This window comes from Methanofollis ethanolicus, assembly GCF_001571385.1.
Classification (GTDB): Archaea; Halobacteriota; Methanomicrobia; order Methanomicrobiales; family Methanofollaceae; genus Methanofollis; species Methanofollis ethanolicus.
This window is the reverse complement of sequence record NZ_BCNW01000001.1, coordinates 686380-709336: the sequence shown is the minus strand read 5'-3', so window position 1 is coordinate 709336 and position 22957 is coordinate 686380. Positions and strand designations below refer to the sequence as shown.

Annotated in this window: 18 protein-coding genes; 5 read left to right on the top strand and 13 right to left on the bottom strand. The window is 60.9% G+C overall.

Annotation, left to right across the window (positions count from 1 at the left end; all coding sequences use genetic code 11):
• Positions 1-242: 242 nt before the first annotated feature.
• The gene (locus tag MEFOE_RS03630) at positions 243-989 is read right to left on the bottom strand and encodes a DUF128 domain-containing protein (protein ID WP_067048462.1); all 747 of its coding nucleotides are present in this window, start codon (positions 987-989) and stop codon (positions 243-245) included.
• 61 nt (positions 990-1050) lie between these two features.
• Here MEFOE_RS03630 and MEFOE_RS03625 point away from each other — a divergent pair, with 61 nt between their 5' ends.
• The 5 genes from MEFOE_RS03625 to MEFOE_RS03605 all read left to right on the top strand — a co-directional run bounded on the left by MEFOE_RS03625 (position 1051) and on the right by MEFOE_RS03605 (position 5957).
• Positions 1051-1977 carry a hypothetical protein gene (locus MEFOE_RS03625; RefSeq protein ID WP_067048459.1) on the top strand — a complete coding sequence of 309 codons (927 nt, stop codon included), beginning with the start codon at positions 1051-1053 and terminating at the stop codon, positions 1975-1977.
• Positions 1978-1982: 5 nt separating this feature from the next.
• Positions 1983-3314: an FAD-dependent oxidoreductase gene (locus MEFOE_RS03620; RefSeq protein WP_067048455.1), complete on the top strand. Its 1332-nt coding sequence runs from the start codon at positions 1983-1985 to the stop codon at positions 3312-3314.
• A 250-nt stretch (positions 3315-3564) separates the two neighbouring features.
• Complete coding sequence (locus MEFOE_RS03615) at positions 3565-4134, top strand: P-loop NTPase family protein (RefSeq protein WP_235809550.1); 570 nt, start codon at positions 3565-3567, stop codon at positions 4132-4134.
• A 383-nt stretch (positions 4135-4517) separates the two neighbouring features.
• Positions 4518-5375, top strand: a complete 858-nt coding sequence (locus tag MEFOE_RS03610) for a methyltransferase domain-containing protein (protein WP_067048452.1) — start codon at positions 4518-4520, stop codon at positions 5373-5375.
• A 210-nt stretch (positions 5376-5585) separates the two neighbouring features.
• Positions 5586-5957, top strand: coding sequence for a VOC family protein (locus tag MEFOE_RS03605; protein ID WP_067052917.1), 372 nt, complete (start codon positions 5586-5588; stop codon positions 5955-5957).
• Positions 5958-5978: 21 nt separating this feature from the next.
• Here the strand turns inward: MEFOE_RS03605 and MEFOE_RS03600 are convergent, their stop codons facing one another.
• The 12 genes from MEFOE_RS03600 to fhcD form a co-directional block, all read right to left on the bottom strand.
• Entirely contained in the window at positions 5979-6941 is a 963-nt protein-coding gene (locus MEFOE_RS03600) for an isocitrate/isopropylmalate dehydrogenase family protein (RefSeq protein ID WP_067048449.1), read from the bottom strand.
• On the bottom strand, positions 6916-7734 hold the full coding sequence (locus MEFOE_RS03595; RefSeq protein ID WP_067048447.1) for a DUF7714 family protein: 819 nt from the start codon (positions 7732-7734) through the stop codon (positions 6916-6918). The genes MEFOE_RS03600 and MEFOE_RS03595 overlap by 26 nt, the downstream gene beginning before the upstream one ends.
• Positions 7731-8204, bottom strand: coding sequence for a LeuD/DmdB family oxidoreductase small subunit (locus MEFOE_RS03590; RefSeq protein ID WP_067052915.1), 474 nt, complete (start codon positions 8202-8204; stop codon positions 7731-7733). Before MEFOE_RS03590 ends, MEFOE_RS03595 begins: the two co-directional genes overlap by 4 nt.
• Positions 8201-9412: a 3-isopropylmalate dehydratase/homoaconitate hydratase family large subunit gene (locus tag MEFOE_RS03585; RefSeq protein ID WP_067048444.1), complete on the bottom strand. Its 1212-nt coding sequence runs from the start codon at positions 9410-9412 to the stop codon at positions 8201-8203. The genes MEFOE_RS03590 and MEFOE_RS03585 overlap by 4 nt, the downstream gene beginning before the upstream one ends.
• The gene (locus tag MEFOE_RS03580; protein WP_067048441.1) at positions 9412-10539 is read right to left on the bottom strand and encodes a homocitrate synthase family protein; all 1128 of its coding nucleotides are present in this window, start codon (positions 10537-10539) and stop codon (positions 9412-9414) included. The genes MEFOE_RS03585 and MEFOE_RS03580 overlap by 1 nt, the downstream gene beginning before the upstream one ends.
• Complete coding sequence (locus tag MEFOE_RS03575; RefSeq protein ID WP_067048438.1) at positions 10520-11665, bottom strand: thiamine pyrophosphate-dependent enzyme; 1146 nt, start codon at positions 11663-11665, stop codon at positions 10520-10522. The genes MEFOE_RS03580 and MEFOE_RS03575 overlap by 20 nt, the downstream gene beginning before the upstream one ends.
• Before the next feature lie 2 nt (positions 11666-11667).
• Positions 11668-12633 carry a radical SAM protein gene (locus tag MEFOE_RS03570; RefSeq protein WP_067048434.1) on the bottom strand — a complete coding sequence of 322 codons (966 nt, stop codon included), beginning with the start codon at positions 12631-12633 and terminating at the stop codon, positions 11668-11670.
• Positions 12621-13529, bottom strand: a complete 909-nt coding sequence (mmp11, locus tag MEFOE_RS03565) for a methanogenesis marker protein 11 (protein ID WP_067048432.1) — start codon at positions 13527-13529, stop codon at positions 12621-12623. The genes MEFOE_RS03570 and mmp11 overlap by 13 nt, the downstream gene beginning before the upstream one ends.
• On the bottom strand, positions 13501-14466 hold the full coding sequence (locus MEFOE_RS03560) for a tRNA(Ile2) 2-agmatinylcytidine synthetase (protein ID WP_067052912.1): 966 nt from the start codon (positions 14464-14466) through the stop codon (positions 13501-13503). Before MEFOE_RS03560 ends, mmp11 begins: the two co-directional genes overlap by 29 nt.
• A 282-nt stretch (positions 14467-14748) precedes the next feature.
• Positions 14749-19890 carry an Ig-like domain-containing protein gene (locus MEFOE_RS03555; RefSeq protein WP_160329480.1) on the bottom strand — a complete coding sequence of 1714 codons (5142 nt, stop codon included), beginning with the start codon at positions 19888-19890 and terminating at the stop codon, positions 14749-14751.
• Between the two features lie 547 nt (positions 19891-20437).
• Entirely contained in the window at positions 20438-21256 is an 819-nt protein-coding gene (locus MEFOE_RS03545; RefSeq protein ID WP_067048418.1) for a hypothetical protein, read from the bottom strand.
• Positions 21257-21927: 671 nt separating this feature from the next.
• On the bottom strand, positions 21928-22812 hold the full coding sequence (fhcD, locus tag MEFOE_RS03540; RefSeq protein WP_067048415.1) for a formylmethanofuran--tetrahydromethanopterin N-formyltransferase: 885 nt from the start codon (positions 22810-22812) through the stop codon (positions 21928-21930).
• Positions 22813-22957: the final 145 nt, after the last annotated feature.

Here is a 22957-nt window from a genome sequence, read left to right as displayed (position 1 = left end):
TCAAAATGCAGGTTTGCCCCTTTGAGGTCCAATCGTGAGCGGGGACGACCGGAGGGAGTCGAGAAGACTAAGTCTTCGCTGTCCGGGGGCTGCGAACGGAGTGAGCACAAGAAAATCTCTGATTTTCGGCGTAGTCCCCCGGCTAGATCGTGAGGAAGGCAGTGGATCTGTATTCCTCTTCATAGGATTGGAGATACATCAGCTCAAGTATGAGGATTTCTACAGAGCCGGAATATCTTTTTTCAGAGCGAGTAGATCGACGCAAGGTCTCCAACATCGATGAGACCGCTCAGGGAGTTGATCTCGACCTCATACCCGGCCTCCTTCACCGCGGCCATCACATTGGTGCCGCCGAGGATGGAGATCCCGAAGTACTGGGGGGAACAGCCGAAGCCCAGGATCGGGGCGTTCGGCGCCGAGACCTCAAGGACGCCGGCGATCATGCTCTGCTCCAGGTCATCGATGACCGCGGCGACCACGGGTTCGGCCTCCATATGACACTCCCGCAGGTTGGCGAGCACGCTTCCCCGCCCCCGACGGATCACGCCGGTGATGTCGGTGATCTCCTGAGAGACGAGCACCTCCAGGGGGTCGATGGTCGTGGCGTCGTACAGGATCATGTCGGTGAAGCGCCTGGGCAGGCCCCCTTCGATCTCCACGACGCCGCCGCCGATCGGGTGGATGGGGGCGCCGCGCCGGATCATCACGCCGTCGATGGTGGTGGAGCAGACCGTGCAGATCCCGACCCTCCCATCGGGTATGGTATAGTCACCGATACGCTCACCGGCCGGGTAGAATCTGACAAGGCCGCTCGGGCTGATCCCTGCCCGGAACACCTCTTTCATGACGGCGAGGACCGGTTCGAAGTCCCCGGCACCGATCATCGAGAGGTTGTAGATGACCAGGCCCTCGTCCTCCGCAGGGTCGTAGGTCACTGTCATGGCCTCTTCCTCGATCAGGTGGTTGATGAACTTCAGGGGAGGATACACACCATACTCTCGCCATGAGAATAGAAAAATTGTTCTATAGTTCAGGGACACATTCTAGGAGATGGAAGGAGAAATGCGGGAACGGACGCAGGATATTGTGGCAACGATCCTGGAGTCCGCCGGTTACGGCGTCGAATGCGCCGACGAACCCTTCGACCTCTCGGCCGTCGGCGACAGGGAAAGTTATGTCGTCCTCATATCCGACGACGCCGACGAGATCGGGCACTTTGACGGAAGGAGGTTCCGTATCAGGCAGGGCGAGGAGATCGAGGAGTGCCGGAAGATCCTGGTGACCTTCAGCCCCGCGGCACGGGCCGACAACTGCACCGTCTGGGGGGAGGACGAGATTGCCAGATATGCCGGAGAAGCGGCCCTTGCGCGGATCTTCAGGAGAACTCTCTCCCTCGGCAGGAGCACGCCATCCTCCCCGGCGCAACGTGCCATGAGCGGCGGCGGGATCTTCCACCTCCCGGTCAAGGTCAGCGACCGGAACGCCGCGATCATCTCGGGGACACGGGGAGAAGTGCGCTGCCGTTTCGTCCCGTATTGGTGTTACCACTGCACGAGCAGTGGTTCGCAGACCGTCCTTTCCCGCAAGGTCTCCTTCGACGCCGACCGCTGGGGCGGTCTGAACGCCATCAATGGTTCGAAGATGGAGATGACACTCTCCGATGCGGTGGACTCGGCCATGCCTGAGGACTGCGAAGTGCTCCAGCCGAAGATCGCAAAGGAAGAGGCGGAAAACCAGACAGTTATCAATCTCATCGCCGAACTGACCCAGAAGGTCAGGTTCAGGAAGGAAGAGGGCGACGCCGTATTCTACCAGGAAGAGACGCTGAAACCGGACAGGAGGAACATATCGACCGAGATCACCCTCGTCTATGTCCCGGTCTGGGAGATCGAGGGGAAGAACAGGATCGTCGAGGTTAATGCCTATACCGGCGAGATCCTCACCACGCCCATGGACGAGGGCGTGGAGATCTTCTGAGCACCATGATCGTGATCATCGGCGGAGGGCCGGCAGGGCGGTTTGCGGCCATCCGCCTCGGCCATGCCGGGCGGGAGGTGACCCTTGTCGAGAAGGGCGCAATCGGAGGGCAGTGCCTGAACTACGGGTGCATGGCTGTTTGCGCCCTGAACGACGCCGCACGGACGGTGGCGAGGGCCAGACAGTTCGCCGGGGTCGGCATCTTCAAGGACGAACCGGTGATCGATTTCCCCTCCCTCCTTGCCGGGATGGAAGGGGTGCAGGCAAAGATCAGGGCCGTCCTCGACCACGAGACGCGGGGCGCGGGGGTCGCGATCAGGTACGGGAGCACGGCGCGGCTCTGTGGGCGGCAGGTCTTCATCGACGATGAAGAGGTCGAGACTGAGGCGGTCATCGTCGCCACCGGGTCGGTGCCCGCCGTCCCGGAGGTCCAAGGGACAGACCTTGCCGGAGTCTTCACTGCCCACACCCTGCCGCGGATGCACGACCTGCCCCATGACCTCGTCATCGTCGGTGGCGGGATCGCGGCCGCGGAGTTCGCCTATATCTTCCGGCAACTGGGAAGCCGGGTGACGGTCCTTGCACGGAGCGGTTTTCTCAAGGGTATCGACCCGCGTCTGCGGAAACTCGCGCTGAAGGAGCTTGCAGGGGTCGAGATCAGGGAGAACGCCCCCCTCACCCGGATCACCGGGACCGGACACCTGGACGGTGCGGCATATGGCGGGGAGACGCCGGGAGAGTGCCAGGCAGATGCCATCCTCCTTGCCGCCGGCCTCGTGCCGAACACCTCGATGGTCAACGGCGTCGCCACCGGCCAGAAGGGCGAGATCGTCACGGACGACAGGATGCGGACATCGGTCCCGGGAGTGTACGCCGCAGGCGACGTCACCGGCGGGCCGTACCTCACCCCGGTCGCCCGCCTGCAGGGGATTGTCGCGGCGGAAAACATCCTGGGCCATGACATGCGCTATGCCCCTGTGGTCGTCCCGCAGAGCATCAGCCTCGCAAACGACCTTGCCTTCGCCCTCGCGGAGGACGACGATGGTATCGAACTCTCGGTGCCGGCACCGGCAGGGCCGGGCTCCTTCTGGTCCGTGCCCGCGGGCGACACAGGCCTCGGGAAGATCCTGGTCGAACCGGAGACAGGGGAACTCAGAGGTGTCTGGGCGGCCTCGCCAGGTGCCGGCATCATCGCCACCTACATGGCCGCGGCGATCCGGCACAGGCGGACGGTCGCCGACTTCGAAGACCTCATCGAGGTCCACCCCCTCGCAGATGGTGTCCACGGCCTGATACCTGCGGCTGCAGCCATTCTACGGAAAAAAAGAGGGGATTGATCGCCTCCTTCATGGAGGATTACTTCCCGAAAATAACCTTCCAGAACTCTTTTCCGGAGTTTCGACGAGGAGAGGCAGCACAAATGCACTATACCATCTTTGCCTCTTTTATGCCGCTCACGGAAATATCCGGGAGGGTGCGTGCGATCTGGCCGACACACCCACGACGGAGACCAGGACGCCCATTTTTGCTCTGTCGTCAACCGGACAGAATACGGTAGCGGCACTGGCCGAGGCCGGAAAGAAGATCATGGTCGTGGGATGCGACCCGAAGGCCGACTCCACGCGACTCCTGCTTCACGGGTTGTGCCAGAAGATGGTGCTGGACACCCTCCGCAACGAGGGCGACGACATCGAACTCGACGAGGTCCTCAAACCCGGTTTCTCGGGAACCCGTTGCGTTAAATCGGGCGGACCGGAACCGGGCGCGGGCTGCGCCGGCCGGGGCATCAGCACGTCCATCAACCTCCTGGAGTCCCTCCGGGCATACACCGACGACCGGGACTATGTCTTCTACGACGTGCTCGGCGACGTCGTCTGCGGTGGTTTCGCCGTGCCGATCCGGGAAGGAAAGGCACAGGAGATCTATATCGTCGCCTCGGGCGAACTGATGGCGCTCTATGCAGCGAACAACATCTCCAAAGGCATCCAGAAGCATGCCCAGACCAGCGGCGTGAGGCTCGGCGGCATCATCTGCAACAGCCGCAAGGTGGACCATGAACACGACCTCCTTCAGACGTTCGCCATAGAACTCGGGTCCCAGTTGATCTACTTCGTCCCACGTGACACCTCGTGCAGCGGGCCGAGATCAACAAAATGACGGTCGCCGACTTAGACCCCGAATCCGGCCAGGCTAATGATTACCGGAACCCAGTACTTCGCTAACTTCTTCCCTCCCTCATATAATTCCCCGTCTCTCCATCCTCCTTTCTCAGAACCGGTTGCCGCAGGACAGGAATTTTTTTTCGCCAGCCCCGCCGATGCCCGGATCGCTTCCCGGATTATGACAATGAAGTAATCGAATTGGAACGCGCGCATATCGATGGTTCGTGGCCCCTGCTTCACCGTCGAAAAATGCATCCACAACAAATCGACCCAGGCACTTGAGAGGATCGAACAGTTTAAGGAAAAACCAGCGGATTTCAAAATTTTGAAATACCAAAAATGACAATATTTGCAGACAAATAATTTTTCAGGAATACCATGGACTCATTTGCTTCAGGATTTGCCGGTGTGGATGCGGCGGGAGATGCGAACTCATTTGTAACCTACCTCGACCTCATCCATTCGATGCCGTTTTTTAAGGACTGCAAGCGGCGCAGTTACGAGGCACTCGGGATCCGCCCGGGTGCCGCAGTCCTTGAGATTGGCTGCGGGAACGGCGTCGATGCAGCAGCACTTGCAGCCATGGCAGGAGAGGAGGGGTGCGTCATTGGTATTGACGTAAGCCGTACCATGCTTGCCTCGGCACAGGCGAAAAACACTGCGGGAAGTGCCCGCCCCGGTTATGTGCTGTCCGATGCATCGCACCTTGCATTTGCAGACAACTCTTTTGATGCCGTCCGTACGGATCGCGTGCTCCAGCATACAAAAGACATCTATGTAGTCCTCCGGGAAATGGCCCGGGTGACCCGGCATGCCGGAAAAATCGTGGTGTTTGAACCAGATTGGGAGACCTTTGTCATCTGGCCCGGAGAACGGGAGGTTACCCGGAAGGTCCTGAACTTCTGGTGCGACCATATCCCGAGCGGATGGGCCGGGCGATCCCTTCCAGCGGCATGTGCCGAAGCCGGCCTTGACAACATTACCGTCACGCCGTTATGCCTTGTCATCACCAGCCTGCCGCTTGCCCGCAGGGTCTTCGATCTTGAGACAACCCTCTCGCTAGCGGTCCAGGCCGGTGTCCTTGATTCCCGGGAAGCGGAATCCTGGGCCGGAGAACAGGCACATGCCGGTGACGCCGGGCGGTTCTTCAGCTCGCTGACATTTTACCTTGTCACCGGCACAAAAGGGCCTGAACCGGAAGGGAAACCCACATTCAGTTCCGTTGCAAGCCCTTAAAGACCAGGGCGACTTTTCCTTTTTTTGCAGAGAGATCTTTCGTACTGAGTACCTGGTGCCGCAAAGAATATGCAGGTTCTCAAATTACAGACGTACCGGGGTTGAATAAAAAGCGGGGCCCTATAATGAACGCTCCCGCGGGCAGGTCGGCCCACCGGGTCGACCAAAATGTTAATGACCGCCCGCACCAGTTCTCTTCCGGTGAAAGTCATGGCAAATATCGTGCATTTCGACCTGCCTGCCGACGATCTCGAACGAGCGAAAACCTTCTACTCCAGCCTTTTTGGATGGAAGTTCGAGCTGGCCCCGGGCTGGACGGATTTTTACCTGATCGCCACCGCCACCGAAGACGGATCCCCCGGCATTGGCGGCGGGATGGGAAAGCGAGGGGCGCCGGATCAAAAAATCACCAACTACATCGGGGTCCAATCCATCGACGCCTGCCAGGCCGACGTGACCCGCCTCGGCGGAAAGGTGCGTCTCGGGAAGACGGCCGTCCCGGAATTCGGGTACCTGGCCGTCTGCGAGGACACCGAGGGGAACACCTTCGGACTCTGGGAGGAGGACGCAGGGGCTGAGTAATAAAAAAGAGGGGAGCTGGCGTCAGGGCATCCAATCCCTGATCCGACCGACCACCGCTGCACCGAACCGCCCGGTCGAGGCCGTGCCGCCGAGGTCAGGGGTCCGGATGCCCGCGGCAAGGACGGCGTCCACCGTCGCATCCACCGCGGCCGCCCCTTCCCGGTCGCCTGCATGGGCGAGGAGCATCGCGGCGCTCCGTATCGCCGCCACCGGGTTTGCGATGCCCTTCCCCGCTATGTCAGGGGCCGAACCGTGGACAGGTTCGAAGAGGGCGTGGCCATCGCCGATGTTCGCCGAAGGGAGGGTGCCGAGGCCGCCGACAAGCGCCCCCACGGCGTCGGAAAGGATGTCGCCGAAGATGTTCGTCGTCACGATGACGCCGTAGCGGGCCGGGTGCATCAGCACGTCAAGGCAGAGGGCGTCGATGAACGTCTCCTCCCATGCCACCCCCGCGGCCTCCGCCTCCTCGACGGCACAGCGGCGGAAGAGTGTGTCGGACTTGAGGACATTCGCCTTTGTCCCGATGGTGAACCGCCTGCCTTTCGCAAGCCCGGCGGCGAAGCGTGCAATTCGTCGGCTCCCCTTCTCGGTGACGACCCGGAGGGTGCAGTACGAGCCGGGCAATTCCCACTCGATCCCTGAGTACAGCCCTTCGGTGTTCTCCCGCACGATCGTGAGGTCGACGCCCGGTCCCTTCACCGGCCGCACATTCGCATACAGGTCGAGATCCTTCCTCATCTGCACGAGCACACTCCGGTAGGCAGGGTCGGGAGGCGTGGTCACCGCACCGAAGAGGATGGCATCGGCCTCCCCGAGGGCCCGCATCTCCTCGGGACCGATGGCCGAACCGCACCTCTGCCAGCGGCCGTACCCGACCTCGACAGGGTAGTAGTCCCAGTCAGGATGGAGGCGGCGGAGAACCGCCTCGGCCACCGGGACCACCTCCTGCCCGATCCCGTCACCGGGGACGACCGCTACCTTCATGCTCCCGCCACCCGGCCACCGCACCCCTGAGGACCGCGTCGATGGTGTGGGGCGCCGCACCCCAGTGGACCACGCCGCCGAACTTTCCGTTCCACTCCCCGACACCCTCGCGCTCCCCCCGACAGCACCGGGCGATAAAAGGCTCCTCCGCGACCTGCGTCAGGGGGCAGATCTCAGCGATCTCCACCTCGTCCCCGTAGTTCTCCGCACAGAACTGCTGCGCCGTGAGGCATCCGGCCACATGCTCCTTCCCGGCAAGAGGGTCGGCATCGAGGGTCCGGTCAAAGCCGCCGGCACGGCAGGGATAGACCTCCGCCTCCGTCTCCCTGATGTCCCTGATATGATACTCGAAACGGACGCCGAGGTCGCCGAAAAGACCGACACCCTCGAGTTCCTCCAGGATCGCCGCAAGGTGGGGGCGCGGCGGAATGATGTCGTAGACGTGCACGGTCAGGAGCGACCCCTGGTCAGGGTCGAGGACGAAGGTCCGTGACTCGTCAGGGCTCCTGAAAATGGTGCACCGATACCCCGAGGCCGCCGCAAGGCTGATCAGGCGCGACCTGTCATTGAAGTTCACCGGTTCGGGATACAGATATGTCTCGTCGGGCTTCGCAAGCACCCATGTCGCCGTGACATCACGCATCAGTCCCTCTCCATCGGCAAGTTTCACCGACAGGATCTCGTAGCCTTCGGGGGTCTCCCGGATCAGCCAGCGGGAGAGGAAATAGACCTTCTCCCCGAGGGGCCTCGTATTCGCAAGGCCCACGTATTTGCACTCTTCAGGAAATATCATCCATGGCCTCCGCTGAGATAGGGGACAAGACCTCCCGACCTGAGGACCTCCCGCATCCGCGGGGAGAGGGGACGGAGAGGGCGGCGGGTCCCGCCGGCCTCTATCCAGCCCTCATCGAGATCGAAGCGTATAGCCTCGCCCTCATGGCAGGGGATCTCGCACTCAAGCACCAGGAGACCTATATTGACGGCGTTCCTGAAGAAGATTCTGGCAAAGGTCGGGGCGGCGACCGCGACGACTCCAGCCTCCTTCAGGGCGACCGCCGCCTGCTCCCGCGACGACCCGCAGCCGAAATTCGGGCCCGCGACGATCACCGCACCGGCAAGGCGCCCGGCAAGGGTGGAGTCGAGATCCTCGAAGACATGGGCCGCCCAGACAGACCGGTCCTTCGTCCGCAGGTACCGCCCCGCTATGACGAGGTCTGTATCGATGTCCCGCCCGAGGCAGAGGGCACGCCCGTCGCCCTTCACAGGCATTCCTCCGGAGACCGGATCTCTCCGGCAAGAGCGGTCGCCGCCGCGGTCAGGGGAGAGGCCAGGTAGATCTCGCCGCCCACGCCCATCCTGTTCCTGAAGTTCCTGTTCGCGGTCGAGAGGCAGACCTCCCCCTCTCCGATCACGCCCATGTGGGCGCCGAGACAGGGGCCGCACCCGGGCGTCCCGACGGCGCACCCGGCCTCGATGAGGGTGGAGAGCACCCCCGTCGCGGCCGCACGGGCAAGGACGGCACGGGACGCCGGGACGACGACGGTCCTGACCGCCACTTTCTTGCCGCGCACGATACGGGCGAAGGCCTCCAGGTCCTCGTACCGCCCGCAGGTGCAGGTGCCCAGGAAGACCTGGTCCACGGTCAGGCCCTCCCTCTCTGTCACCGGGCAGACCGTGTCCACCCGCGGTGGCAGGGCAAGGAGGGGCTCGATATTCCCGAGGTCGAGGGTGATCTCATCTGGGTATCCGGCCGCTGGAGTCTGCGCCTCCACCGCATGGCCAAAACCGGCGAGGTACTCCCGCGTCACCGCATCGGCATAGAACATTCCAGCCTTCGCTCCTGTCTCCACCGCCATGTTGGAGAGGGTGAGGCGGTCTACCATCGATAGCCCCGACGCCCCCTCACCGACAAACTCCAGGGCGCGGTAGGTCGCGCCGTCCATCCCAAGGGCGGCGACATAGGCGAGGGCGACGTCCTTTGCCGCGGCCGCACCGGTCAGGGCGCCATCAAGGAAGACGCCGGTCGTCTCCGGCACCCTGAACCAGGTCTCGCCTGTCGCCCAGATGCCGGCCATGTCCGTCGCCCCGACGCCTGTCGCAAAGGCGCCGAAGGCCCCGAGAGTGCAGGAGTGCGAGTCCGCCCCGACGATCACCTCGCCGGGGAGGGCATACCCCTCGGCCATCACCTGGTGGCAGACGCCGCCGCCGACGTCGGAGAGGTGCATCCCCCGCTGCCGGGCGAAAGTCCGCAGTTCCTTCTGGAGGTCTGCGGTCAAGGAGGTGTTGGCCGGGACGATGTGGTCGAAGATGAGATACCGGCGTTCGGGATCGGGGAAGGCCCCGGTCCTGATCGAGAGCCAGGCCTCCCGTGCAAGGACGCCGGTGCCGTCATGGGCATAGGCCCGGTCCACCCGGCGGTCGACGTATTCCCCGGCAGGCGCCCCCAGGATCTCCTCGGCAAGGGTGGCCATCAGACCGCCCCCTTCCGCGCGGCGCAGAGGATCTCCTGGAGGACTTCGGGCGTCACCGTGCACTTCGCCTCGCTCCGCCTCTTCACCTCGGCGAGCACCCAGGAGACCCCGGCATCGTCGAGGTCGTAGCCGAGAGAGACGGCGACATGCTCGATCGCGTGTTTCCCGGTGTGTTTGCCGAGAATGAACGTCCTTGACGCGCCCACAAGAGAGGGGCGAACGTATTCGTAGGTCTCCGGTTCCCTGAGGATCGCGGCGATATGGATGCCGCTCTCGTGCGCGAAGGCATGGGCACCCACGACCGCCTTGTTCTTTGCGACCGCGATCCCCGAAGCCTTCTCGACCCGATCGGAGAGTCTCTTGAGGTGGGAGAGGTCGTACCTGCTGATCCCGGCCTTCATGGCCAGGACGACGAGCACCTCCTCGAGGGCGGCGTTCCCGGCCCTCTCGCCGAGTCCGTTCACCGTGGTGTGGAGTTGAAAAGCGCCTTCCGCGGCGGCGGTGACGGTGTTTGCGGTGGCGCACCCGAGGTCGTCGTGGCAGTGGATGCAGAGGGGGGTGTCGATGGCGGCCGCGATCTCGCGCACCCTCTCCCCGGTCTCCGAGGGTGTCATGCACCCGACGGTGTCGGCAAAGGTAACGAGGTCGGCGCCGGCATCGGCCGCCTGCCTGTACGCCTCGATAAGGACGGGGAGAGGAGTCCGGGACGCGTCTTCGGCGCCGAACCTGACGGTGACGCCGTGGTCATGGGCGTACTCGATCATCGCGCAGGTCTCGGCAAGGACTTCCTCGCGGGTCTTGCCGTACTTCGTCCGGATATGGAGGTCGGAGGTGGCCGCAAAGACGCCGATCATCTCCACGCCGCAGTCGAGCGCGGCGTCGATGTCGTACTGTTTCGCCCGTGCGAGTGCGCAGATCCGGGCGTCGAGGCCCATCCCGCAGATCTCCCTGACCGCCTTCTTCTCGTTCGCCGAGACGGCAGGGAAACCGGCCTCGATCACCTCGACACCGGTGGCATCGAGGATTCCCGCTATCTCCTTCTTCTCGTCGCAGGCAAACGATACACCCGGCGTCTGTTCGCCGTCACGGAGCGTGACGTCGCATATCTCAACATTCCACTTTTTCATGACTCTCTCCTTCGGGGCATGCCCCGGTGACGATCACCGTCGTCGGCCTGTCGGCAGGCACGATCAGCCGCGCCAGTCCGGCCAGGTCGTCGGCGCGGCATATGACCGGTCTGGCCCAGTCGAGGTACTTCTCCACTCCGGCAACCTCCTGGCCGCCGACCATGCCCATGCGCCTGTTCTCAAGGACGATACAGAGGAGGGGCAGGCCCTTCTCATAGACGTCGATCAGTGCATTTATGCCGGAGTGCAGGATGCCGTAATCCCCTATCAGGGCGACACCCGTGCTTTTTGCCCCCACCGCCACCGCGGACCCGAGGCCATAACTCGCAACGCCGATCCTGTACGGCGGGTTTGTCGCAAGGAGGGAACACCCGGCATCGACCACCGGCCGCATCCCCCGTTCGGCAAGGAGGGAGACGAGCGGACGGTACGGGCAGTGCCGGCAGAAGGTCCGGCAGAACCCCCGGTCGGAGAATCTTTCGGGTTCCCCTGCCGGGGGAGAGACCTGCGGGATTGTGACCATAACACCTTCCGGGGCCTGATGGCCGGTATGTGCCGCCGTTACCTGGAGGGCCCTCTCCCACCTGCCCCGCATCGTCAGCGCGGGGTCGGCGAGGGTGCCCGCACCCCTCGCACCGCGGAGAGCGGGTCGGGCCGCTGCCGGTGCGTCGAGGATCTCGGGAGTGACGCGGAGGACGCACACCCGCGCCATCGCCTCCGAGAGGGCGAAGGCCTCCTCCACCGCGGCAGGGAGGGCTTCGGGCCCGTCGGCCTCGACGACCGGCACCATCGCCAGGGGTCCGAAATGGCGGGAGTCCTCCCCGACTTGCGAGGCGCGGGCGAGAGGGTCGTCCCCGGCCACGACGACGACGCCCCCCACAATACCCTGGGCCGTCGCCTGCACCAGGGGGTCGGCGAGGAGGTTCATGCCGACGTGCTTCACGACCACCGCGGCCCGCCTGCCGAGGAGGGAGTCACCGAAGGCGTACTCCAGGGCGACCTTCTCGTTCGTGCAGACCTCCGCGCGGGTCCGCGTCGCGCACCCGGTCACGGGATAGCCGGGCACCGTGTACAGGGCGTCGGCCGCACCGGAAAGGGCGAGAGCCAGCACCTCCTCCCCGTCCATTTTCAGTCCCTCCCGGGTACGAGGTCGCAGCCCATGCATGCCGCACACATCGTCAATGCCTCTCTCGCGTCGAGCCCGGCCGCCACCATCTCCTCCCGTGCGACCGCATGCAGCTTGAGCAGACGCTCTGCCGACGGGCGCGGGAAGTGCGCGAGGCCCGCCGACGGGGTGAGGGGCCTGAGGACAGGGATCACCCCGAGGGAGCAGAGTCTCCTGACGGCCGCCGCCATCTCCTCATCGCTCTCCCCCAGGCCAACGATGATGTTGCTCTGGACGTGGTTCTTCCCGAAGAGGCGCACCGACTCCTCGAGCACCTCCCAGACGAGGTTCCACTCGAGGCCTGGGCACATCTCCGCAAAGAGGCCGGGCGTCGCCGCCTCGATGTTGAACTTCACCTCCGCGGCCCCTGCCTCCCTCAGGAGACGGGGGGAGTTACGCGTCGGGTAGATGGAGACACCGATGGGCAGATCGAAGGGGACAAGCGCCCGCACCGCATCGAGGGCGCGTCTCTCCTCCTCCTCGATACTCCCGGCCACGCCGCTCGTCAGGGAGATCGCGTCGATCCTCCCGATGACAGACCTGACCATCGCCACGACCTCCTCCGTGCTCTTCGTCCGCCCAACCCGGCCGGGGACGGCACAGTACAGGCAGGAGAAGATACAGGACGCGGTGAGGGTGATGAAGGCCTGCCGCGGGCAGTGGAAGCCCGGCACTTCGAGGACGCCCCTGACCATCTCCCCGTGGAAAGGAAGGGTCGCGTTCCCCTTCCCCTCATGGATGAGGACGAGGTCGGCATGGGGGTCCACCGAAAGACGGACTCTCATGCCGTCGACAGAAAAAAAGACAGAACCCTCGCCGCCGGCGCCGGGTCCCGCGGTGGAGGAGGAGAGGTACGGGCCGGGGGGGACGCCCGCGACCTTCACCTTTCCTGCGGCAAGGAGTGCGGCCTTCAGCCTCAGCCGGTCCATAAGGACGTCGCCTCCCCGTAGTCCGTGTAGAAGGGGATCGCCGCCACCGCACCGATGAGGCCGTGACCGCCCATCACGACCCTGACCTCGCCGAGGACGGCTTCGAGATCGGCCCAGGCAACCTTCCCCCTCTTCACCGCCTCGCCGTATGCCCGCAGGGGCGACGGGTCGAAGCCGACGTACGCCGCCATCCCCGTCTCGTCGGAGAGGGTGTGGCGGCCGAGCAGGGCGGCAAACCGCTCGATAAGCCCGTCCGGGTCGGACGACGCGAACTCCACCGCACAGGCGACGCAGTTTTTCGTCCTCTCCGGCACAGGGTAGAGCTGGACGATCGTGTGGGAGAGGTACACCGAGGAGTCGTCGGCGACCGCCTTCGCAATGTTGTGGACGAGGGTCCAGGTCGCCCCATCCTCGGGGGTGTCGGTGTCGTCGACGCCGATGACCACCCGCTCGCGCCTCGGCAGCCAGACCGTCGACCCGGCCAGTCTGCCGCCGCCGGACTCGTCGCACGACGCCCGGATCACCCCGCCGCCGCGGGCGCGGCAGGCCGAGGCCCCGACGCCGCCGCCGCCCATGCCAAGATATGTGACCGCGATCTCGTCGCCCTCCACCGCGGCGCCCGCGATCCCCGCCGGGAAGCGGGAGCCCTCCAGGGGGAGGGAGACGCACCCGGCCCTGAGGACGTACCGCGTCGTCGCCCCCACTGTCCGGGCGGAGACGACGAGGGGGCTCTGTGCATAGTGGCGGCGGACCCAGTGGGCCCCGCCCAGGCAGTCGAAGAACTCGACCAGTTCGATCCGGCTGCCCTCGCCGTCGGCGACCGCCGCGATCAGGGGGTACGCCACCACGTAGGGGTCTTTGAGCCCCTCAGACCCTGCCGCCCGGTTGTTCTCCATAGAGACCTGCTGCCTCCACGCCGCGGTTGCCCCAGAGCACCGCACCGAATGCACCGATCCGTCCCTTGCTCGCCGCGGAGTCGATGAAGGTGACGCCGATACGCTTTGCCTCGGCCTCCACCTCCTCGCGGGAGATGAGTTCGGTCTTGATCTTCTTCACGTAGTCGGACCCCGGGAGACAGAGCCCGCGGTAGTAGGCGATCCCGGTGTCGCCCGAGACCGCGTGCTCCTCGATGTACTCCTTCACAAAGGCGAGGAGGGGCTCGACCGATCCCGGCCTCACGGCGAAGTTCAGCACCGAACCGACGCAGTTCGTCGTCTTCTTCGGGGCCTTCGGGTTGAGCTGCACGAGGCGCATATTAAGGTACTCTGCTCCCGGAACTTTGCATGCCTCGGCACACTTCAGGGCGAGCACCCAGGTGGCGCCCTCCTGCTTCGTGTCGGTGTCGTCGATCCCGATGGTCAGTTTCTCGTACTTCGGCGTGACGATCCGCACCCGGCAGACCCTCGCCCCGCCGATGTGGAGGTCCTCCTCGGTCGGGTACTCGGCCCTGATCACGCCGGGCGCCTGCGGGAGGCAGGCGGCGACGCCGACACCGGCACCGGCGATCCCTGCCCAGGAGGTGACGACCTCGTCACCCTGCACCTCGACACCCTCCAGGGCCTGGCCGCCGATCTCCTGGCCGGCCGCTCCGAAGTTCGCCTCGTACCTCCCGAGGCGGGCGAGCATCGTCATCGAAGACCCCTGCACCTCCGCGGAGGAGAGGGCGCCGCAGGCGCGCCGCCTGTTCATCATGTCCCACTCGATCGTGCCGCGGTGACGGCAGGTCTCCAGGATCTCGGCCATGCCGGCCTGCTCGTCCACCATGACGATGAACTTCTCTGCAAAGAGCGGCCCGAAGCGTTTCTTCGCATCTGCGGGAGTCAGCGTGATCATGATATACACCGAAAATTTCGTTGACGAAATATTCGGCATCATCCGAGATAAAAGGATCGCCCTTCAGGGAGCAAGAATGAGCAGGAGAAGAGGGGAGTGATCCGAACATCTGATTCGGGCAGGAAATACTCATGCCATCCTGCAGGGAGCCCGGCCGGACATCCCCTTCCCCGAGCAGGTTAAGGAGAGGAGACGGTCGCTCCTCACCGGATAGATGAAAGAACATGGAGGGGTCGGGAGGGCCGACCCGGAGATGATACAATCGGTTTCAAAAAAGAGGGGTTATCGTCTTCTCATCATGAACACCGCCCCGAAGGCGAGGATCGCGAGTCCCCACGGGAGGGGCGACTTCTGGGGGAGGGTCGTGGCGGACTGTGACGGGGACGCGGTCTGCACCGCCTCACCCGCCGGCATCGTCGTCTCTTCTGCCTGCACCGGGGAAGCGGCCGAGGCGGTCGTGCCCGCAACGATCGCGAAGTACGAGAAGCCGGAGGCCCTGGCCGAATACAGGGCCTGCCCGTTCTCTTCCTTCAGGAACGTCGTCGTGAGGGCCTTCCACCCATTGTTCTCGTAGCCGAGGAGAACGATGTTGCCGGTGGAAAGATCGTGGTCCTCGATCCAGGACGTCGGCACCGCGAACTCCAGGGTCACCCTGTCGATGGCGGACGGGTCGGCCCGGTACAGGGTGGTCTCGATGACCTGGAAGGTCGTCTGCGTGGGTGCGGCTATGTCCTTGGGGAGCGAGGCCTTCTGCACCGTCACCAGCATGTCGTCGATCGCGTCATAGGCGTCGACCGTGATCCTGGTGACCGCCGTCTCCGTCACCGCAAAGGACTTCGTCTCCCCGGCAGGGATGGAGCCCGAGATTGCGGCGACGTCGGAACTCCCGCCGCCGGACGAAGAGTGGGAAGAGACGGTCGAACCGCTCGGCGGCGTCGAGGTCGCCGCCAGGCCGAAGAGCGAGAGGCCGTTCGGGGAATATGCCTCGAAGACCAGGTTGCCACCGGTGTCGGTGCCGAGATAGGTCGTCGTCAGCACTTCCTTCGTGCCGTCCTCGGCCCACCTGATGATCCGCACCGCACCGACGCCGCCGTGGGCGTTGACCCATGCCGGACTCGCGGTCATCCTGATCGTGGCGTCGGAGACGTCCTGGCCGTTCGTCAGGTTCGTCTTCTGGATGTTCATCGTGAAGGCGACCCCGTCCACGTTCAGGCCGTCCTCGCTCGCCGCGAGCTGGAAGGCGGACATGACTTCATCGGTTATGTTCTGGCTGAGGGTGGTCGTGATGCCCGCCCCTGCAGGGAGGCCGGTGAGGTTGGCCCGGATGCTGCCCGAGACTGTGCCGGGCAGGGGGAGGTCGGCAACGAGGGGATCGGTCTCCAGGACCATGCCGTCGTAGGTCGCGTTGACCTGGCCGCCCGCGGTGACGGGGTCGGACGTGGTCCTGAGGGTCAGGTTGAACCCATTGCCCCGGACGGTGAGACGGCTGCCGTTGATGCTGGCGGCGCTCGCGTTGACCGAGATGGAATGCCCGCTGCTGTTTTCAGAGAAGGTGCAGTTGGGCACGTCGAAGGAGAGCGTCTCCGTCTTCTTCGTCGCCGGAACAACGGTGACGACCGCAGAGCCCGTGCACCCGTCGCAGACTGCAGAGACCGTCACGTTCCCGGACGAAAGGGCATCAAAGAGGCCGGTGGTGGCGTTCACGACACCGAGGGTCGTGTTGCCGCTCGACCACACAGGCACGGCGCCGGGCATCGTCTCCCCACGCTGGTCGAAGACCTCGGCCGTGAAGTTCACGCTCTCCCCGGCCTCGAGGGTCGCGGCCGCAGGCGTGACGGTGATGGTCGTCGGGGTGAGGACGAGATAGTTGTCGATCGGGGAGACGAGGGGGTGGTAGTGATTCACGCCGCTGGCGACAAACGGCGTGTCGCCGAGACCGTCTCCGTCGGTGTCGTTGCCGGCATAGCTAGCAAAGTAGTTGCCAACAAAGTTGGTGTATGTCGTGCCGTTGTAGACGTAACTGATCGGCTCCGTGGAGTTTAATGCGAGGGGAGATGATTTTTTACAGTAGAAAAAGTTACCGGGTTTAGCAGGGTGAGTGCTGATGTCGTTCATATAAATGCTGGCAGAATCACCATCTTTGATGCTATTGAGATAGAAAGTTCCCGTTTTGCCACCTTTTAATTCATTCCCAGTGAATGTAATGTTTTTTATTGAATCTCTTAAGTAGACATTCGATTCCGTACATTCACCGATGATATTGTCCCTGACGACGGTGTTAGGTGCATCACGAATATACAGACCTCGACCCGCATTATAAATTGTGTTATTTGAGATTCTTCCTCCGAAACTATTCGCATAGCCAATTCCTCCACCCCCTATGGAATCAGAAGATATGGTATTATTTTCCACAATATTCCCAAGAGAGTCTCCATTTCCATAAACCAGGATTGTATTATCTTTTCCTCCTTCAATGATATTGTTTCTAACAACAGCATGGTCACAGGTAGTTAAATATATCGACGTTGTCGGACTGTTGAATTTATTCCCGGCGATGGTCATATAACTTACATGACCTGTATAGACGTAGATACAATACTGCGTATCTGAGAAAATATTTCCTGAGATCGTGCAGTTGTCGCCTTTCGTGATTCGAATTGCATTTTTACTTGCAATTGTTGCAAAACCGGTCTGTTTTAGTGTAAAACCCGATATAGAGACATTATCAGCCAGAACCTCGATCATAAAGGCCCTGTTAGCATTTGTGATAGTCGTATTCGAGGGGCCGTTTTCTGATCTGAGTGTTATTCCCTTCTCGAGCTTAAACAGTTCATTATAGACTCCATCCCTGACAAGGACAGTGTCGCCATCCCGTGCACAGGCGATAGCTTCAGTAATCGTCCTGAAATCACCGTTGCCCATCTGATCAACGATCCATGCATGGGGAGGAAGGTTGTCGGGATAAACATACACTGTCGCCGAGCCGTTGACCCCGTGGAAGTCCGCCCAAACAGTCGTCGTTCCCGACCCGGTGGGAGTAAAATACCCGGTTTGATCTACCGTGCCGACCGAGGTATTGCTGCTCGTCCACGTATACGAAACAAAAGGAACCTCAGTCCCTGATGCATCATATCCACGGGCATCAAACTGGAGAGGCTCACCACTTTCCCATGTCCTCACAATATCGGGTGTGATGTTTATCTTCCTGATATCAGGGGGGAACTCAAGCGAGATCTCCGTGATCTCTTCGAGATTCTTACCCACATGTGCAATTCCCGACCCCGTCAATTTCAACGGCCAGTATGTTCTTCCATCAATCGGCCCTTCGGGGATCTCGAAGCCGTTCACTTTATAGGCGGCAATAAAGGTTGTATCACCATCGAGAAGTTCCCGACCGGTAATCAGGACGGTCTTATCATTGCCTGCTGCTTTGCCGACGACGGTGATATTATAGTCCCGGGATGCCAGCGACGCGTTGAAAGTTGCAGGGTCGGAGTCATCGACAAGGCCGATGATCGCCGAAAGGTTGACTCCTTCCCACAGTTTTCCGCTGGGGTCGGTATAGGAGAGAAGCCCCCCGTGGGACAGGTCGATAATGGTAGAACGATTCAGGGTTCCGTTCACCGCGCCGATCAGAGTCACGTTCCAGTCCGGGTTCGGTTTGATCAAGACCTGCGCAGTCCCGGTTACGGTGCCGTTTTGTGCCTGTACATCTGTAATTCCGGCTGAAATTCCCGAGAATCTGCCCGACGAATCAACCGTCCCGACACTCTCATTGGTGCTCGACCACCTGAACGCCAACGGAGTGATCTCGTCTCCGAACTGGTCGTATCCTTTGGCAACAAAAGTCTGGTTCCCGATATTGTCCGTGTACATCACGACCGAGGCCGGGTCCATCGTGATCGATGTCAGAACCTTTTCAACAGGTCCTGTCACCGTAACCTGAGCCTCGCCGGAGGCACCGTTTGTTGAGGCGGTGATGATCGTCGATCCTTCGGAAGCCGGTGAGAATACACCATCAGTACCGATCGTGCCGACGCCGGGAACGCTGCTCGACCAGGTGAAGGGGGCACCGACGATCTCATCCCCGTTTTCATCATATGCTCTTGCTGAAAACGTCTGCTTGCCGTTGACGGGAACAGATGCGGATTCAGGTGAGATCGTTACCCGTGCAGCAGGGGGGAGGGGGGCGCCGGAGACATAATATCCGCTGAACTCGCCGGGATTTCCAAGAAGGCGGTTTGTCCAGCAGGTGATATTGTATACGCCGACATCGGCGTTCTTGGAGTATGCATAGGCGTTCACAGCCATGAAAGAGTTCAGGTTCTCGACCTCGTACTGAACTCTGACCGGCTGGACGCCGTAGCGGTCGCCGGCATTGAGATCAACGAGCATCATCCGGAAGGTGTTGGAGGTGTTGGTGACGTCCTGTCCGGGGTACAGGGGATACGTCGTATGCGCAGCAGGTCGCCAGGTCTGCGGACCGTAGATCAGGTCGTCCTTCGTAAACCATTCGTCCAGGGTCACGGCTTCATAGGTGATGTCTTCCAGTGCAGGTGGTGCATGCGGCGTCGGATTCGGAACCCACTGATAGCCGTCGGCTTTCAGGTGAAGCCTGAAATTGTCCGGGATTGTCCCGTTGACGGCAATGAGGAGCAATATCTCGTCCTTGTAGTAACGTCCTCCCGTGTCGGTGACCCAGAACGTCCCCGCCAGATTATTCGTAAACGTAACCTTCTGAGTGGTCGAGAGATCGTCGGTGATGTGCAGAGCGTTTTGCCCTCCGTCATTAGCCGGAATTTCGGACGCATCGCCGGTCCACCTGATGTTGTAGGTGTTATTCCCGAAATCATCGAACCGAGCGCCGTCGTCATTCGAAACTCTCAGAAATACGTTATTGGTATCCGGGATCACGCCTCCGGGACTGGCACCGACAGAGGAGAATTGAACGGATTTCGGGATTGTTTCGTTCTCCGGCGTCGGCGAAGTTTGGATTAAGGGTGCCGACACCGTCACGTTTGCGGCCCCGTTCACGGTGCTGTTCGCGACAGAAGCGGTGATCACCGCAGATCCCGGAGCAAGCGCTGTGAACAAACCGGTCTGGTTTACCGTCCCGACAGACGGATCGCTGCTGTTCCAGGCGAAGACAACATCGGGAACAACCGTCCCCGAGGAATCATATGCTGCTGCCGAAAACGACAGCACGTCGTTCACCGTCATTTCGGCAGATGCCGGCGTGACATTGACCCACGCCACCGTTTGCTGGACCGGTATCGCAGTAGAATTGTCTTCACCAGGCGCCGTGGCATTCGAAGGAGAGAACATCGCGTCCATTCCCTCCCCATCCATCCCGGAGAAGTTCGCACCGGAGACGTTCTCCGCCCACGCAGGGACGACGCAGAGCGCGATTGTAATGATAAGCACGAGGCTCAGCGATACGACGGGAAAAACAGATTTCCGGCAGTTCTTACCGGACCAGGAGATAATATCAAGAGTACTCATAATCCAACCCTTTAAACAACACTATTCGAGCATCCCAACGTGGACATGCTCTGAGATCGGTAAATGCCGCGCAGACATAATGATTTCTATTTGAGGAAAGTTAAACAAATACACATAACCACAATTTTCAATAAATACTCCAATTAAATGTGCGAACGCGGATCAATCCAAGATTGCGGATAAAATAGACAGATAGGACAGTAATAATTGATAGAATCCTACAAATCTCGCCAAAACAAATTTATTTCCGAATGCCAGGAATAAACAAAACCCGGGGGAAATACACCAGATATAAGCCAGAATAACCAGAAACCAAAATAATCACCCAAAAAATGACAGATTCAAGCAATCGTACCCGATAGAGATAGACCCTTGAGATGACTTACCAGCCTATAAGGGAGTGAGAGAATCGATCGGTCTGGAGACTTCCCCTCGATTTGACAAAGGACGCCACAAAAAAGGAGGAGGTTTAGAAACCAATAGTCCAGCCGTTGCTTCCCGTATCAGTCACCCGGTTTGTCCAGGAGACGGATTTGCCCTGATTCGACTGGTTGCACCAGGTATAGATGTCGAACAATGCACGGCCGTTATAACCTGTAATGCCATAGTCGATTTTGATCATGCCATTATTTGTAAGGCTGGTGTTGTACTTCAGGGTGCCGAGCCCCGTGTCGAGGAACATGACTTTGTACGTATCCGACGTGTTCGTCATGTTCTGGCCGTAGTACATGGGGTAGTTCTCATCGAAATAGGGGCGCCATGTGCAGTCAATAAGATAATCATCATCATCCGTAAGGAACTCACTGTTACCAAACGTGCCGATATCGACATTGCTATAGTACGTGACCGATGGCGGGTACATGATCGTCGGCGTCAGAGTCCAGTTGTATCCCGAAGCCGTGATGTTCAATGCAAGGTTCGTAGTATCGGCCCCACCCGGAACACCGAACATGAGAATGGCGGAGTCGCTGCACCCCGGATCCTTACTGGTGTCCGAGATGTAGAATGTCCCGTTCAGGCCTTGATTGGTGTAGACTGCTCCAGCACTGTTCGTCGTACTGTTTGTGATATGAATTGCCTTGAGACCACCGCCGGCCTTTGAGAAGTTGAAGTAGTAGGTGTCATTGCCATGAGGATCATAGAACGCCCCATTTGCCATCTCGATGTATGTCTGATTGTTGTCTGCAAATAAAACCGCAGAAACCGGCGCAATACATGCGGCGAGCATCAGCAGAACTGCCAGTGCCATCGCCACCTTCAGTACCGTTGCTTTCTTTCCGTTTTTCATTTGAAATCCTCTCTTCAGTCCATACTATCCCGACACCTTTGTCTGATACCGGGATCCTGCCGACAGAAGTCCGGGCGACATGAGATAATATTTATCAATTAACATTTGGCTTCTGTCAACACACTTCAATGATAGGCGCCCGACATATATATTTATCGAATGCATCGAATGCCAAATTGAAAATTAAATAGAAGACAAAAGGCAGAAGAGACCAATAATTACAGACCAATCGAGAAATGCCTGCAACTACCGCACCAAATACGTACAGCAGAACATCCCACAATAAAACGCCGGGACACAAACCGACCGGTTTAGTCCGGTCTAAAGAAGATTGGCCAGATTCAAGACAACTAATCTTCCCGTCCGTTGCACATGCCCGACTTCGTCGGCCTACCAACATACCTTCCAGAGGAGAGAACTGCACCCACACAGGACAAACATCCACGACGACGCCGAAATGATAAGGAACGACAATTCCGATCGGACAAAGACCAAACAAAAACAGATCTCGCACGCTCCGCACCTGCGCGCCCGGGTCCGCCTCCATTCCCGTACACAGACATGGATCGACCGGATACCACACGGCCCTGTTGGTTGTCCCGACAACCGGCACATCCCGCACGCGAGAAGACCACGCCGGGGCGACGGGAAAACCGGAGCAAAAAAAAGAATTAGATGAGGTCCTTCAGCTCGATCTTGAAGGGACCGAGGTTGCCGCCGAAGTTGCCGGCGCTGATGAAGACGACGCCCGGCACCATGGTCGCGGCCCTGATGCCCTCGGCCATCGCTTCCTTCACACAGTCCTCGTCAAGGCCGTCGATGACGAGCTCGTAGATCGCCTTGACGCCCTCGGGCACCAGGGAATCCTCGACCGTCTCCCTGAGAGTCGGGCAGTACTTCTCATTGGTGCTCGCGGCCATGAACTTGTACTTCTTCGAGCCGACCTTCGAGCCTGACGCCACAATGCCGCCAGGGAAGGAGGTGATGACACCGAAGACACCGGCGATCGCGTCGACCGCAGCCTGGGCGCCCATGAGGGCGGCCATCTGGTTCTCGCCCATCACAAAGAAGTTCCCGCCGGCAACGCCCTTGACGATGCCGAAATCCTCCTCGCCGACGTATTCACCGTTCATGATCGGGATCGCCCAGCACTTCCGGCCGCCGACTTCCTTCTGGTACTCGTAGCCGTCGCCGAAGAAGTGGAGCTTCACCGGTATCCGCTCCTCGGCCTCGGGCAGACCGTCGAAGACCGCGGTCGTCGGGGCGGTGAGGACGCACTCGGCAAGCCTCTCGACAACCTGCTCCTTCAGCTTCTTCTTGCCTGCACAGATCAGGATCGCATAGCCCGGCCTTCCGTCCGGAGTCTCCTCTGCCGGGACAAAGCCCTCGACCCCTGCCTCACAGGGGCAGCCGATAGCCGAGGTCGCAAAACCAGTCGCCTCGATGGCAGCCTTGTATGCATAGTCCTCGGTGACTGCAGTGATGATGACCCGGGAGACCCAGGTCGGAAACGCCTCTGCGTACGTATCGTCGATGGTCACACCATTTAAATCCATGTTTGCACCTCATATGCAGAGTCACAGGACAATTTCCTGCCTTCTCTACTCTGTTACAGAATGCAACAGGGGAATAGAAGAAGATTTCTAATTCTCCTGCCCCTCACCCCGCCCCCGCCTTCGCGGGTCGACAGGAAGGAGCGCG